We start from the raw sequence: 15335 nt of genomic DNA, 5'->3' as shown, positions 1-15335 counted from the left end.
CGTAATTATTGATGAAAAGAATAATCAGTTATTTATTATTTTCTCTTTGCTGCATCATTGCCTTTGGAGCAAATGCAGCGGAAAGGAAGATCACAGGTGTGGTTATTGCTGGTGATTACAAAGAGCCTCTGATTGGAGCCTCGGTATTTGTGTCATCAGAGATCCTAAAGAAAGCAGGGAGTTCCCAGACTACTTTAGGAGTGATAACAGACATGGACGGAAAGTTCACTATCAACGTGCCTGATGGAGTGACCACTCTTCAGTGCAGCTATGTAGGATATGAATCACAAACCATACATCTGGTTGCCGGAAAAAGCAGTTATGAGATTGTTCTGCAACCGTCGGCGCATATGCTTGATGCGGTTGTCGTAACAGGATATCAAACGATTGAACGCCGCAAACTGACAGCTGCGGTTACTAAACTGGATATTACAGATGATAAGATTGGTTCGGTAATGAGCATTGATCAGGCACTTTCTGGCCAGGTAGCCGGATTGTCTTCTATTGCTTCTTCGGGAGCTCCTGGGGCAGCTCCTAAGATCCGTATTCGTGGTACTGCCTCTTTGAATGGTACGCAAGACCCTCTTTGGGTGCTTGACGGTGTGCCGATGACAGGAACAGAGATTCCGACAATGGAAGACTTGAAAGATATAGACAATATATATCAGTCGGCTATTGCGGGTTTGAATCCTGCGGATATTGAAAGTATTACAGTATTGAAGGATGCTGCAGCAACGGCCATTTATGGTGCACGTGCTGCCAATGGTGTGATCGTGATTACTACGAAAAATGGTAAGGCTGGTAAACCTCAGATTACTTTCTCTACCAAGCTGTCTTACTCTCCTAAATTTGATATTGATCGTTTGAATTTGTTGAACTCTGACGAGAAGGTAAATCTGGAACTTGGATTGCTACAAAGTGATTATACTTTTCGTGAGAATAAAGGAGATGTGGCTGGTATTATTTCACGCTATGGGCTAACTGATGCTTATAAAGCAGGCGGTTGGAATGCTCTTTCTACTGCAGCTCAGAATGAGATAACAAATTTAAGAGGAATTAATACCGATTGGAATGATATTCTTTTTAGAGGTACATTCAATCAGGAATATAATGCAAGTCTTTCCGGTGGTTCAGAAAAAGCTACTTATTATACCTCTTTGGGTTATTATGATGAAAAAGGCAATGTGAAGGGGGTAGAAGCCAATCGTTTGAGTTTGGTATTGAAAACTTCTTATAAAGTGAATAAGATATTGAAGGTAGGAGCTTCTTTATTTGCTAATCGGAGAACCAATAAATCTAATCTTACCGATGCGGATGGTTTTACTAATCCGGTATATTACTCTCGTAGAGCCAATCCTTACCAATTGCCTTTTGACGAAAATGGTAATTATATTTACGATATGAATGTTCAGGGAAAAGGTGAAGCAGGTATGAAATTTAATGTATTTGAAGAGAGGGATAATACCTCTTACGAACAAACTACTAATGCTTTATCAGCTATCTTTGATGTAGAACTTCGTTTTAATGATAAATTTAAAGCTACTTCTCAGGTAGGATTGCAGTTAGATGCTGTGTCTAAAGAATCTGTTGCCGATCATGACACATATGCTATGCGTAAGGATAAAGAGTTCACTTCTATGTGGATAGGTAATGAATATAAATCATTCTTGCCTGATGGTGGAAAACATACGGAGGCTGCAAACACCAATTCCCAAGTAAACTGGAAAGCTCAGGCTGAATATCGTGATTCATATAACGATATTCATGAATTTGAAATGATGGCAGGTACTGAGATCCGAAAAACCTGGTATAGTTCTTTGAATAGTACAGGCTATGGGTATGACCGTAAAACTTTAACTACAAAGCCTGTGATATTTCCAAATGAATCCTGGGCGCGTAGTTATCCGTTACATACTAAAACTTATGTAGAAAATGCCTATGCTTCTTTCTTTTCAACAGCTTCTTACTCTTTGTTGCAACGCTATACAGTAGGAGGGAGCGTTCGTTTTGATGGCTCTGATATTTTTGGGGTTTCTAAAAAGTATCGCTTCTTACCATTGTATTCATTTAGTGGACTTTGGAGAATCAGTAATGAACCGTTCATGAAAAATTTCAAGAGAATCGATAATCTGGTGATTAGAGCGTCTTATGGGATACAAGGAAATATAGATAAAAATACTTCTTCTTATGTAATGGGAACTTATAAGAATATAAGTATGTTACCGGGAATAACTGAAGAACTAATTTCGTTAGATTCTCCACCTAATAAGCGTTTGCGTTGGGAAAAGACAAAGACTATGAATTTCGGAACAGATATTGCATTGTTTAATAACGCTTTGAATGTTACGGTAGATTATTATCGTCGTAAAGGTACCGATTTGATTGCTATGCAAATGTTACCTCTTGAAACGGGTTTTATATCTACTACTGTCAATTGGGCAAGTATGCGTAATGACGGTTTTGAAGTAGCTTTGACTACCCGTAATATCAATCGTAACGGTTTTACATGGTTTACGAATTTTAATTTGGGATATAATCAAAATAAAGTTTTACGCGAGTCTGTACCAGCTAATCAAACGACTCCTGGGCGCGAAGGTTATCCTGTCGGTGCTATATTTGCTTATAAATCAGCGGGACTGGACGATGAAGGTTATCCTTTGTTTTATAATAAAGAAGGTGAAAAAGTAACCTCATTAGAGCTGTTGAAACTGAATAGTGCAGGTGCCAGTACATTATCTGCTGAAGAACAACGTAACTTGTATTCCTATATAGGTTCCAGTGATCCACTATTCTCCGGAGGCTTTGTGAATACATTCAATATTAAACGCTTTGAAGTAGTAGTCAATTTTATTTTTAATTTGAAAATGTATTCAAGGGTTTCCCCTTCTTATTCCTTAACTCAGTTTGACCGGGGAATGAATACAAATCGGGATATATTGAATAGATGGACACCTACGAATACAAATACAAATCTCCCTGCATTGTTGTCCGACACAAAACGTAAGGCTGAATATTCGAATTATGACTTGTTCACGACATATCAGATGATGGATACTTGGGTGAAACGTTCGGATCATGTAAGGTTACAAAATATCCGGGTAGGTTATAAACTTCCTGAAACGTTTATTCATACATTGGGTATACGTTCGGCTACAGTTGCTCTCGAAGGTCGTAATCTGTTTGTTTTCGGTGCTAATTACAAGAATTTTTTAGATCCTGAAACAATGAGTAATCAGTTTGCACAACCTATACCTAAATCGTTTACTTTCAGTCTTAATATGAATTTTTAATAGATTATGAAGATACTAAAAAATATAAAACTACTGTGTGCTGTGTTTTGTATGGCGGCCTTATACAGTTGTGATAAGTATTTAGATATACAACCGGTAGGAAAGGTTATTCCCCGGACAGTTAAAGAGTTCAGGGCATTACTAACTCAGGCTTATTCATCTGTTCCGGCAGATAGAGGATTAGCAACTTTTCGTTCAGACGAAATGATTATGGATGGTACACTTGCTGCTGAGGATTTGAATTCCTACAAGGATATATGGACATGGAATGATGTCAGTCCGTCTGAAAATACGGCTGCATTTAAGTGGCGTCAGTTCTATCATACATTGTTTATTGCCAATTATGTTATTGAATCCAAAGATAGGATAGAGGAAGGAACTATGGATGAGGTAAATCAACTGGTAGGAGAATCTTATATGCTCCGTGCTTATATGCATTTCTTATTGGTAAATCTTCATGGCGAACCTTATACACATTGTGATCCTGCTACATCAAAGGCCATTCCGTTGAAACTGGACAGTGATACTGAAGCTACCTTATCCCGAAACACAGTAGGTGAAGTATATAGCTCTGTTTTGTCTGATCTTACGGAAGCTGAAAAGTATCTGAATGTAGATAAGTGGGATTTAGGATATAATTATCGTTTCAATACATTGAGTGTAAATGCTATCCGTTCCCGTGTATATTTATATATGGGCGAATGGGCAAAATCTCTTAAAGCATCACAGGCTGTATTGGATGTTAAGCATGATTTGGAAGATATGGCTACTTCTACAGTATTGCCTAATGAATATAATTCTTCGGAGAATATTTTGGCATTGGAACAAGTGATGACTTCTGCATATGTACGTGCAGCCAAAGTGAATACAACTTTATGGAGAATGTATAGTTCGAGCGATTTACGTAGATCAAAATATTTCAATCAGGTGACCGCCTCCAATATTTTAGTAGCTAAAGGAGGAAGTAATCAATACGCATGTTCTTTTAGAACTGGTGAAATATATTTGAATGCTGCTGAGGCTGCTTTGATGACAGGTGAGGCTGCAATAGATGTAGCTCGTGAAAACTTACTTACTCTTATGGAGAAAAGATATACGGCTAATGCTTATGCAACAAAAGAAGCAGCCGTAAATGCCATGGGCCGCGATGAGTTATTGCAGGAGATATATAATGAACGTACCCGTGAATTGGCTTTTGAAGGACATCGTTGGTTTGATCTTCGTAGGACAACACGTCCCCGTTTGGAAAAGACGTTTGGTGGGACAAGTTATGTACTTGAGGAAAATGATTCTCGCTATACCATTCGTATTCCAAGTGAAGCAATAGAAGCCAATCCTGGGTTGGCAAACTAAGTTGGAGGTATCTTTGTTATGGTTGTAATGTTTTTCATTTAACCATAACAAAGACTTATATATATTTTGTATGTCTAATTTATAACAAAAATTGTTTATGAGAAAAGTATTACTTTTTGCTTTATGTGTGGCTGCATCAGTTGTAGCACAGGCACAGCCGACTGTAAATAACAGTTGGACAAAGTCTCAGATGGGTATTCTTCCTGTTAAGGATGTAAATAACAGTAATCCTGTAGCTCTTTCTGCACAGGGAGATATGTACGTAACGGGTTTATTTGCTGGAGATGGTTTTTCATTTGCGGGTACAGATTTGGCTCCGATTGCCGTGAGTTCCTACTTGTTGAAGTATGGCGCCGATGGCACAGAAAAGTGGGGGGTAGCTTTAGCTGGTGCTGCTACTATTAAGGCTATAACTACTGATGCGTCTGGGAATGTTTATATTGCAGGTAACTTTGCAGATGTAGTAGAGTTTGGTAGTACAGATGGAAATGCGGTAGAGAAGGAAGGAATGAAAAAGGGCGATGCATATGTTGCTGAACAAGCTGCCGGTTTTGTTGCAAAGTATGATGTGAATGGTGTGTTGAAGGCGGTACAGAGCTTTGTACCACAAGGATTGCCAGAGTTGGTGGCAGGTGGAATGTATGAACCAGAACCAGGGGCTTTATATTTTGATATTAATAAATTAGAATATAATAATGGAAAATTATATGCTTCAGCACTTTACACTGGATTAACTCAAAATAACGGTTTTTCGTTTAAGGGAAATTATTTGGATACTTTTGGATGGGGAATATATTCAGACCTGTCTTCTGGTGCTGTATTTGCTTTGAATGAAGAAATGAATGTTAATGGTATTATCGCCTCTATGGCTGTATCGGAATCTCAAACGGAAAAGCAGATGTTTGTTAAGTCTGCCACATTTACGGTTGCAGGCAATGAACTTTATTCAGGATTTATGGCTGTAGGTAATGTTACATTGACAATAGACTCAAAAGATGAGAAATTTGAACTAACTATGTCCGAAGATGGTACTATAGAATATGGACATATTATTTCTGCTATTAATTTGGATAATAATACATCTTCTACCAAAAAATATTCAACCACTCATAGTATAGGTAATTACTGTTTTATAAAATCTATGGAAGTAAAAGGCGATGCTTTATTAATTGCTGGTTCATTTAACACAAAGTTAGCATTTGATTCAAGTAAAGAGTCTGTTTCTACTAATGATTTATACCTTGCTGTCCTAAATAAAAGTTCTTTGGAAGTCACTTCTACAGTAACCTCAAAAGTAAATGAAGGTGAACAGAATCAGAAGAATGAAGAATTCGGAGGTGTGACTATTTGTGGTGATTATGCTTATATGATTGGGTATACAGCAGATGCAAAATCTCATGTTGCCGAAACTCCTCTTGCTTTCTGGGTTAATATCTCTAATGGTACCATGACTCAATCAAACCCTGCCAACCTTACTACTGGTGTAGCTGCTTTAGGAACTAAATTGGCTACTGCCCAAACAAAAGTTGCTAATGATAAGTTGGAAAATATCTTCTCATTAAACGAAGTTACAGGTGGCGGTGGCACAGGTATCTCTTCTACTGAGCAGGGAGCTGGTGTATCTGTTTATCCTAATCCGGTAGTTGATGTATTGAACTTTACAACTCCTTGTAATGTTGCTGTCATTAACTTAATGGGAGTAACAGTAAAACAGGCTGAGAACGTGTCGAACTTAAATGTATCTGATTTGATAAACGGACAGTATATTGTTAAAGTTACTACGGAAGATGGTACAAGTACTGTTAAAGTGATTAAGAAATAAAGGAATCTTCCTTTTTTGGGGAAAAATAGAAGGTTGTCTCAGGTAAAACTGAGATGACCTTTTTTTATGATTAATAACTCCCAATTTATATAGAATTTATCTTGAATTGAAGAAGAATAACAAGATTGTACACTTTAGTATAACAGGATTGTACAGTCTTGTCATACTAAAGTGTACAATCCTGCTATGTAAAAGTGTACACTCTTTTATGTGTTGATTATCAGTGTTTTATAAGTGTATATTCCTATGCTATTTTATATGATTTATGTGTTAGGATAAAATCAATCAGGTAGTGACCTGCTATGTGTAGAGTTCTATAGTTGAAAGATCCGAAAAGCTGATCATTACTCCCATAAGATAAACCGATTGCTCCATCAACAAAGTATTTTGGTGAGAATAACTTGTATGGTGTTTAACTCATAATGAAGAATTGACTTTGAATAAAATTAATATCGTATTTAATTTTGTTCAATAATATATTTGATTTATTTAATTATCTATCTATATTTGCAAATATAATGATGAACTTCTAAAAAAAATATCATGAAACGTATCAGTTTAATCTTCGTTAGTTTATTTTCTTGTTGTTGCTTTCTTTGTCAGGCACAATTGATGCCATTGAATGGTGAGACCGTGACTCTGGATACCAAGGAAGGAGTTATTAATGGAAAATTGCTTCTTCCCAATGGTGGGAAGACATTTCCGGTCGTGTTATTAATTGCTGGCTCCGGTCCGACGGATATGGATGGGAATTCGGCTATTGGTAATATGAAAAACAATTCATTAAAGTTTCTTGCAGAAGGACTGGCTGCCAATGGAATCGCTTCACTGCGTTTTGATAAGCGGGGGATAGCTACCAGTGCGGCTGCCGGAAAAGAAGAATCTCTGTTGCGTTTTGAAGACTATGTAAACGATGTAAAAGGGTGGATTAATTATCTGGCCAAAGATAAAAGGTTTACTGGTATTACTGTGGTAGGGCATAGCGAAGGTTCTCTGATCGGGATGTTGGCTTGTGTGAATCAGCCTGAAGTGAAAGCTTTGGTTTCTCTGGCAGGGGCAGGGCGTCCGGCTTATGAAGTGATTGAAGAGCAGGTTGCTTCTCAGCCGGAAATGATAAAGAAAGAAGTTGCTTCTATCAATGAATCTTTGAAGAGTGGTAAAACAGTAGAGCAAGTATCTATGTATGTGCAGTCTCTGTTTCGTGCTTCGGTTCAGCCTTATTTAATTTCCTGGTATAAATACAACCCTCAGACGGTTATTGCCTCTCTGAAGATACCGGTATTGATAGTTCAGGGTAAAAAGGATATTCAGGTCTCTGTAAAAGATGCCGAACTGTTGAAGAAATCAAAGCCTACAGCAGAATTACTTCTGATTGACTCAATGAATCACGTATTAAAAGATTGTGAGACAATGGAACCACAGAAACAAATGTCTATATATACAAACCCTTCTTTACCAGTCAATGCGACTCTTATATCGTCACTGAATACTTTTATAAAGAAATATAATAAGAAATGAGTGAACTAAAGAAACGTCTACCGTTGAAATGTCCTTCTTGTGAAGCCCCACTGAAAGTAGGACGTATGTTTTGTGAGCAATGTGCCACAGAAGTCTGTGGTAGTTTTGAATTACCTTTACTGGCTCGTTTGCCAGAGAAAGAGCAACAGTTTATTATTGATTTTGTGAAATCCAGTGGAAGCCTGAAAGATATGGCCAAAAGTATGGGAGTGAGTTATCCAACCGTACGTAATATATTGGATGATTTGATTGAAAAACTAACTAAAATGAATATATAAAATGAAGAAAAGAATAGAAATACTTATTAATCCGTTTATTCGGATTGCAGGAATGCAGGCATTAGTCTGGGGGATACTGGGATTGGTAATTTCTACATTATTGAGTTGGGCATCCGGCTACCATTATCACGGCTTGCTTCATTTTGGTCCCGCTCCCAATCCCGCCTGGTGGTGCTACTTGGCAGAACATCTTCTTGTGTGGTTAGTTCCGGCTACCTTATTCTATTTGGGTGGTCTTATTTTCTCACACTCTAAAATTCGGATTATAGATGTGTTTGGTACTGTATTGTTTGCTCAGCTCCCGATGCTTGTGATGAATTTGATAAATTTCCTACCACCCATGCAAGTATTGTCACAAATAGATCCTACGATGTCACCGGCGGAAATGCTCTCCATGCCTTATTTTCACTTGGCAATAGTTTTGTCGCTGATTGGTTTCCCGTTTCTGGTCTTTTCTATTATCTGGATGGTACAGGCATTGAAAGTGTCTTGCAACCTAAAGAAGTCTCATTTGTGGATAGTAGCTGCTATTGGAATTTTAGGTGGTGATGTACTTTGTCGGATTCTCATCAGATTACTTTATTAATGCAGCAACAAACATGTGCTATTGAATTTTTTAACAGCATTGGATGTTGTAAAATTATAAAAAAATGAAAAATGATTGACCGTATACTATCTGTTAGGATTAAAAGTACTTTCTTTTGTCCTGATTTGACAAAATAGTTATTGATGGTATAAAAATGTTCCCATTTAATGGAGGAACAAAACAATTATTTACGTATGAAAAACAGCAAAATTTATTTAGTAGGAGTCTGTCTCCTGTGTACTACCGGTGCTTTTGCACAAAATGTCAGTTTACAGCCACCTCCTCAACAAATGATTGTACTTGACAAAAGTGTAGACTTACCCTCCACCTATCAGGTAAATGGTGAAAGTGAAGCAAACCCATATGCAATAAAAGTATTGAAAAAACTATTTGCAGATAGACAACCGGGCAAGAATGGGATTCGGATAAACATTGGTGAGAAAGGAGATAAAAGCGTACATAAGTATACTCATCTGATTCCTAAATACGATGAGGGTTATTATCTCTCCATTAACGAAGAAGAAATCGTATTGGCAGGAAATGATGAGCGAGGCACTTACTATGCTTTGCAAACTTTAGCACAACTGCTGAAAGACGGGAAATTGCCTGAAGTGGAAATTAAAGATTATCCTTCTATTCGTTATCGTGGGGTGGTAGAAGGGTTTTATGGAACTCCGTGGAGTCATCAGGCACGTATCAAGCAGCTGAAGTTTTATGGTGAAAACAAAATGAATACCTATATATATGGTCCTAAAGACGATCCATATCACAGTGCTCCCAACTGGCGTTTGCCTTATCCCGAAAAGGAGGCTGCCCAATTACAGGAATTGGTAACAGTAGCCAATGATAACGAAGTAGACTTTGTGTGGGCAATTCATCCGGGACAGGATATCAAATGGAATCAGGAAGATCGTGACTTTCTGATTGCCAAGTTCGAGAAAATGTATCAGCTCGGCATACGTTCATTTGCTGTATTTTTTGATGATATTTCCGGTGAAGGGACCAATCCACAGAAACAGGCGGAGTTATTGAACTATATTGATGAGAACTTTGTACAAACAAAACCTGATGTTACTCCGCTGATCATGTGTCCTACCGAATATAATAAAAGTTGGGCAAATCCGGATGGTAACTATCTGACTACTTTGGGGGATAACCTGAATCCTTCTATTCAGATCATGTGGACAGGCGATCGTGTTGTTTCTGATATTACCCGTGACGGTATTGACTGGATTAACGAACGAATCAAGCGCCCGGCCTACATCTGGTGGAATTTTCCTGTATCCGATTATGTACGCGATCATTTACTTCTTGGCCCTGTTTATGGCAATGATACTACAATTGCCAAGCAGATGTCGGGTTTCGTCACCAATCCGATGGAGTACGCCGAAGCATCTAAAATTGCGATTTATGGTGTGGCAAGTTATGCATGGAATCCTACTAAGTATGATACCTGGAGAACGTGGAAAGAGGCTATCCGTACCATTCTGCCGAATGCTGCGGAAGAGCTTGAGTGTTTCGCTATCCATAATTCAGATTTGGGTATCAACGGGCATAAATACCGTCGAGAAGAGTCACAGGATATTCAGCCTGCTGCTGAACGTTTCCTTGAAAGTTATATAAAAAACGGAGAGTATGATAAAACAGATTTTGAAACGTTACTGAACACTTTTGAGCGAATGATAGAATCCAGTGATATTCTGCTGGTTGATACGGAAAATAAGCCATTGATTCAGGAGATAACACCGTGGTTGTATCAGTTCAGGTTGCTGGCTGAAACCGGACAGGAAGTATTTAAAATGGTGGAAAGCCAGAAGACCCATTCTTGTTTTTTACACAAATATAAGCATGTAAAGGCTTTACAGCAACAAATGTTTGATATTGACCAGACATATAACCAGAATCCCTATCAACCGGGAGTAAAGACTGCTACAAAAGTTATAAAACCGTTGATCGATCAGACTTTTGCGGTGACTGTTGACCGTTATAATCAAAAGAACGGAACTACCCTGGATGCTACTTCAGACTATATGCCCCACAAACTTATTAGTAACGTAGAGCAGATAAAGAACCTGCCGTTACAGGTAAAGATAAACCGTGTGCTTATTTCACCTGCAAATGAAGTAGTGAAATGGGGTGCAGGAAATATAGTTGAAATAGAACTGGATCATATTTATCCGGCAGAAAGTATCCAAATCGATTTTGGAAAGAAAGAACCTTGTGAGTGGGGACGTTTTGATATATCTTCTGATGGTAAAGAATGGAAAACGATTGATCTGGTACAAAAAGGTAGCAGATATACGGCCGAACTACGGAGGGCTCCGGTGAAATTCGTTCGATTTACGAATATGAGTAATGACGAGCAACAGGTATATCTCCGGCAATTTGTCTTAACGTTGGAAAAGAGTAAGTGATAAGGCGAAACTCTTCTATTTCAATATCATCTTAAACTATAAGTAGAGTGACTTTATGTGTGTATGGTCACTCTACTTTTTTGTTAAAACGCCTCTTCTTTTTCCGAATATATTTATGGCAGATATCTTGAAGAAGAAGTTTTTTCTAAGGTATATATTCAATCTTAGCTACGATAACACGTATATCTTCTTCCTTATTGGCTTTAACCAAAGCCTGATGGCAATTTTTAGGGAAGAACATAAAAAACTTATCAGGAGTAGAATCTATGTATTTAACTTTAGATGATTTATAAAAAGTGACATCCGGTTTGTATTCTGTAATAGGGGTGGCATCCTTTAAGGTTACAAGGCCGAATCGTTCGGTTCCTTTTACTACATATTGCAGATCGATGCAGTGGCGATGTGATTCTATTTTGCGTCTGCTGGCATCCTGTGTCTTGGCTTCCTGTACATTAATATAACATCTTTTGCCGTCAATTTCATATTTTCCTACTGGGATAGTTGTCAGGTCATGTTCGGCCAGCCAACGAAAGGTTTTATCCCACAGCTCTTTGTTTTTACGATACTGGGTGGCAAATTCCACGTAATCCGTTGTTTTATGCGGCGTGGCTTTGAATCCGTTTGTCCATTCACCTTGTTCTGTCCATTTACGGGCTTGTTTCGGTGTGACGGATTCTATAGTTTGTGCCTGACAGATAATAGTGTACGAAAAGAGGAAAACGGTGGCTATAGTCAGAGTTCCGAGGATCGATTTTTTGTTCATGATAGTTCTTATTAAATGTATTGATTGTTTGGGCAAAAGTAGAAAAAAGAAATAGCTCTTTGGACTAAAATAGTAGAAAAGAATTTATGTTTTTCAAGTATGGGCATAAAAAAAGGAGCAACGCCTTGCTCCAACCTTTGTTAACCTTAAATCTAATACTATGAAAAACACATTGCAAAGGTACCACCTTTTTGCACATTTGCAAATTAACCAAGAAAAATCCCCTGTTATATAACATGTTTTAATAATTAAATCGTCTATTTTTCTTCTCTTTCACATAATTTTCTTCATTTTCCATCGCCCGGCGTACCTCCCCGTGCGGGAAGCACCTCCCAGTATTTATCACAAATATCCAGATAGCTTTGTTTGGGCTCTTCTCCCATAGAGAGGGCATATATTTTTGTTTGGTTCTCTTTTATATGTCGGATGTGGGCTGATAATTCTTTATCTATTGGCATCATCTCAAAGTCGGATATCATCACCATATCTGCCTCCTGATATCCTTGTGTTTCAATCATCCGGATCGTATGAGCTATGGCAGGAGCAAGATCTGTACCTCCGTGAAAAGATTGGCACAGGAAATCTACCAGACGATCGAAACTGCTTCCTAAGTCAGTTATTTCGATACATTCCACATCGTCAGAGAAGATTATGATATAACATTTGCGATGTTGTTTTTCCGTTAGTTCGGCTATAGCGAGCAAAGCCGATTTGGCCAGTTTCTCTCTTTTTCCTGCCATTGATCCGGAGGTGTCAATACAGACAATAAAGGGACCTTCGGCTTCCTCGGAAACCTGGTTACCCGGCATCTTTTTATCATCCATGGTTCGTAGCTCACGTGAGGCATAATCAATCATTTGAAGCTTTTTCTCGGCATATCGTTCAAAGAAAACAGGTTGCAGGGCTTTTTCCGCCAGATAACAATATTCAATTGGTAACAGGCTGTTCAGATCATTACCTTCACAAATACCGGTAATGTCACTCCGGGTAGAGTGAGTGATGATCTGTTCCTTATGGATTCCGGCTGTCATCTTAAAACGTTTCTGTATACCTTGATGCCGTTTGCCTAATTTCTCAATTAACTCTTGTATGGCAGGAGTTTTTTTGATTGTCTCATCATACTCCAGTATCTGTTCCGCTATTTGTTTATGGTTTCGGAGCAACCATACCAACCGGGAACCTCCCCGGACAGGCAGATTCTTAGAGAGCGATAATTGCAGGCGGTAAAACTCTTCGCACAGGTGGTTGATATGCTCCATCTGGTAATTGAACTCATTGTTGGATAACAGTTGGTGCCATTTGTCGAAGAAAAGTATTCGCAATGCTTTCCACTCTTTAGAACGGGGTTTGAGGGTATGAAATCGTTCCAGATAGTATTTCACATTGAGATCTACCAGGTTATACTTCATGGAAAGTGGATAAGCGCTATTCTCCAGAAAACGTAGAAACTTTGTATCCGAAGCTTCATCCGTTTCATGAAAATACTCCCATTGACTGGCATACCTTGAATAAAATTCTTGCAGAGAGGGCAGGGTATGACGAAAGTATTGCCGGATGTCGGTATCCAGTTCTTCGGGCTTGATGATGAGGTTGTGCAACTGCTCATCATATACCTCGTAGGCAATATCCTGCAAACGGTCATAATACCTGTCTTGCAGTTCTTTCAGCCTAATAGTCCCTGTTCTCTTGTTCATGGGCATGGGCAATGATTCGCAACTCGTTCCGGTAATTTTCAATGATATGGGCTGTACCATTCAGGATTCGTTTCAGCTCCCCTTTTTGTTTGGTGCTCAGAAAGAGGTGCTCCTTGGCATATTCGTTTTCCCGTTCAGATAGTTTTTTAAATTCTGTTTCCATGTTATGCAGTAAATCTATTACCTCTTGTAACCGGAACTCAAAGGGGGTACTCGTATCTTCATTCTGTTCGGGTAATGGAGCACAATCGTCATAGCAGAGTAGCGGATATTCCTGGTTATTGACAAACACGGAACGGTTTCCTTTTCGCAGGGAATAAATATCTTTCTGAGCGATACTGCGGTTTTTTACAAAATCATATACCTTCAGTACTTTGTTTACCGGACGGAATTTATCCTGCTGGATATAAAACAGGCGGTTGCTGTCTTTCTTCAGATTCTGATAATCGGACGCAAACATAAGCAGGTTTCCGGCAATGCGATATCCTTCGATGCGATGATAGAAAGTATCTACCACCTGAATAGCAGGGTCGCTGATTTCCCGCAGACTGTGTTCTGCTTTCATATCTTCTTTGAGTGCATCCAGTTTTTGTTCCAGCTGTTTTTCGCCTAACAGATAGGTGTTGATACTATCAGTGATGGCCCGCTGTACAATATCTTCGGCAATGGGAAATTGGCTTACCTCGTCCCAGATACAATAGGGGATCAGCAGGCAATCGGCAAAGCAGACCGTTAATGATTCGTTCAGATAGGCCGAAGTGCGTAGCAACCCAACCATTTTCTTCCAGCGGCGGTCTGATATATAAATAGGAGGAAGATTCGCCTCCCGTTGTGTATTATACTGTTCTACGGTTCGTTTGATGGTATGTATCAGTTCAAAGAAGGTATAATGTAATGTTACTTTTTCCGCTTCCTCCTGCAGGGTCGAGTATTCTTTAGGGCTGATTGTCAGTTTCTCCGGAATGCAAGGCTCTGTGTCCCGTGTAGAAGCAATCATGCGATCAAAAGCAAACTCCTGTTCAATACATCCCACGAACTGCCGGATCAGAAAGCGGTCATAGAGAGCTTCCAGTCCTTCTCCTTTGGCAGGTAATTCGTTAGAAGCCGCAATCAATACTTTCAGGGGGACTTTTACTGTGAACTGCCCATTACGGTATATCTTTTCATTGATAACGGTCAGCAAGGAGTTCTGAATTGCCGGACCGGCTTTCCATATTTCATCCAGAAAGACTACCGAGGCCGTAGGCAGATATCCCTCCGTGATTCGTTCATAAGTGTCTTCATCTTTCAGCTTAGAGATGGAAACCGGACCGAATATCTCATCCGGTGTGCTAAACCTGGACATCAGATACTCAAATGCACTGTTTTCTTTGAATGCATATTTAAGTCTTCGGGCTACCAAGCTCTTGGCAACTCCCGGAGGACCTAACAGAAAGATACTTTCTCCGGCAATGGCTGCCAGAAGGGAAAGGGCTATGGTGTGTTCTTTCTCAAACACGCCTTCGTTGAGGGCATTGAGAAGCTTAGTGATACGTGGTTTTATGGAGTTCATGCTTTTTCAATTAAAATGCAAAAATACGAATAAACTTAAATTATCTCATCCAAAAGGTGTATATT

General features: G+C 39.0%; 10 protein-coding genes. 7 read left to right on the top strand and 3 right to left on the bottom strand.

Annotated features, from left to right (window positions below; translation table 11 throughout):
- Positions 1–11 precede the first annotated feature (11 nt).
- From HCG69_RS03880 to HCG69_RS03850, 7 genes are all read left to right on the top strand, one after another.
- Entirely contained in the window at positions 12–3290 is a 3279-nt protein-coding gene (locus HCG69_RS03880) for a SusC/RagA family TonB-linked outer membrane protein (protein WP_221648927.1), read from the top strand.
- Between the two features lie 6 nt (positions 3291–3296).
- Positions 3297–4643, top strand: coding sequence for a RagB/SusD family nutrient uptake outer membrane protein (locus HCG69_RS03875; protein ID WP_221648926.1), 1347 nt, complete (start codon positions 3297–3299; stop codon positions 4641–4643).
- A gap of 97 nt (positions 4644–4740) precedes the next feature.
- On the top strand, positions 4741–6465 hold the full coding sequence (locus tag HCG69_RS03870) for a T9SS type A sorting domain-containing protein (protein WP_221648925.1): 1725 nt from the start codon (positions 4741–4743) through the stop codon (positions 6463–6465).
- A gap of 543 nt (positions 6466–7008) precedes the next feature.
- A complete protein-coding gene (locus tag HCG69_RS03865) occupies positions 7009–7983 on the top strand; it encodes an alpha/beta hydrolase (RefSeq protein WP_221648924.1) in 975 nt (324 codons plus the stop codon).
- A complete protein-coding gene (locus HCG69_RS03860) occupies positions 7980–8261 on the top strand; it encodes a DUF2089 family protein (protein ID WP_002560633.1) in 282 nt (93 codons plus the stop codon). The genes HCG69_RS03865 and HCG69_RS03860 overlap by 4 nt, the downstream gene beginning before the upstream one ends.
- A gap of 1 nt (position 8262) precedes the next feature.
- The gene (locus tag HCG69_RS03855; RefSeq protein ID WP_221648923.1) at positions 8263–8847 is read left to right on the top strand and encodes a YIP1 family protein; all 585 of its coding nucleotides are present in this window, start codon (positions 8263–8265) and stop codon (positions 8845–8847) included.
- Between the two features lie 194 nt (positions 8848–9041).
- Positions 9042–11261: a beta-N-acetylglucosaminidase gene (locus HCG69_RS03850; RefSeq protein ID WP_221648922.1), complete on the top strand. Its 2220-nt coding sequence runs from the start codon at positions 9042–9044 to the stop codon at positions 11259–11261.
- 145 nt (positions 11262–11406) lie between these two features.
- Here HCG69_RS03850 and HCG69_RS03845 read toward each other — a convergent pair whose 3' ends face one another.
- The 3 genes from HCG69_RS03845 to HCG69_RS03835 form a co-directional block, all read right to left on the bottom strand.
- A complete protein-coding gene (locus HCG69_RS03845) occupies positions 11407–12024 on the bottom strand; it encodes a YhcH/YjgK/YiaL family protein (RefSeq protein WP_221648921.1) in 618 nt (205 codons plus the stop codon).
- 287 nt (positions 12025–12311) lie between these two features.
- Positions 12312–13718 (bottom strand): VWA domain-containing protein, encoded by a 1407-nt coding sequence (locus HCG69_RS03840; protein ID WP_221648920.1) that lies wholly within the window; start codon positions 13716–13718, stop codon positions 12312–12314.
- Entirely contained in the window at positions 13693–15270 is a 1578-nt protein-coding gene (locus HCG69_RS03835) for an AAA family ATPase (protein ID WP_221648919.1), read from the bottom strand. Before HCG69_RS03835 ends, HCG69_RS03840 begins: the two co-directional genes overlap by 26 nt.
- Positions 15271–15335 lie beyond the last annotated feature (65 nt).

The sequence above is a fragment of the Bacteroides sp. K03 genome (assembly GCF_019734355.1).
GTDB lineage: Bacteria > Bacteroidota > Bacteroidia > Bacteroidales > Bacteroidaceae > Bacteroides > Bacteroides nordii.
Note: the sequence above shows the minus strand (reverse complement) of the source record. Positions and strands in the feature narration are given on the sequence as shown.

What these genes read in the sequence shown, in the direction of transcription:
- HCG69_RS03865 (WP_221648924.1), top strand. Translation starts at nt 7,009, where the DNA reads ATGAAACGTATCAGTTTAATCTTCGTTAGTTTATTTTCTTGTTGTTGC.
- HCG69_RS03875 (WP_221648926.1), top strand. Translation starts at nt 3,297, where the DNA reads ATGAAGATACTAAAAAATATAAAACTACTGTGTGCTGTGTTTTGTATG.
- HCG69_RS03855 (WP_221648923.1), top strand. Translation starts at nt 8,263, where the DNA reads ATGAAGAAAAGAATAGAAATACTTATTAATCCGTTTATTCGGATTGCA.
- HCG69_RS03840 (WP_221648920.1), bottom strand. Translation starts at nt 13,718, where the DNA reads ATGAACAAGAGAACAGGGACTATTAGGCTGAAAGAACTGCAAGACAGG.
- HCG69_RS03860 (WP_002560633.1), top strand. Translation starts at nt 7,980, where the DNA reads ATGAGTGAACTAAAGAAACGTCTACCGTTGAAATGTCCTTCTTGTGAA.
- HCG69_RS03845 (WP_221648921.1), bottom strand. Translation starts at nt 12,024, where the DNA reads ATGAACAAAAAATCGATCCTCGGAACTCTGACTATAGCCACCGTTTTC.
- HCG69_RS03870 (WP_221648925.1), top strand. Translation starts at nt 4,741, where the DNA reads ATGAGAAAAGTATTACTTTTTGCTTTATGTGTGGCTGCATCAGTTGTA.
- HCG69_RS03850 (WP_221648922.1), top strand. Translation starts at nt 9,042, where the DNA reads ATGAAAAACAGCAAAATTTATTTAGTAGGAGTCTGTCTCCTGTGTACT.
- HCG69_RS03880 (WP_221648927.1), top strand. Translation starts at nt 12, where the DNA reads ATGAAAAGAATAATCAGTTATTTATTATTTTCTCTTTGCTGCATCATT.
- HCG69_RS03835 (WP_221648919.1), bottom strand. Translation starts at nt 15,270, where the DNA reads ATGAACTCCATAAAACCACGTATCACTAAGCTTCTCAATGCCCTCAAC.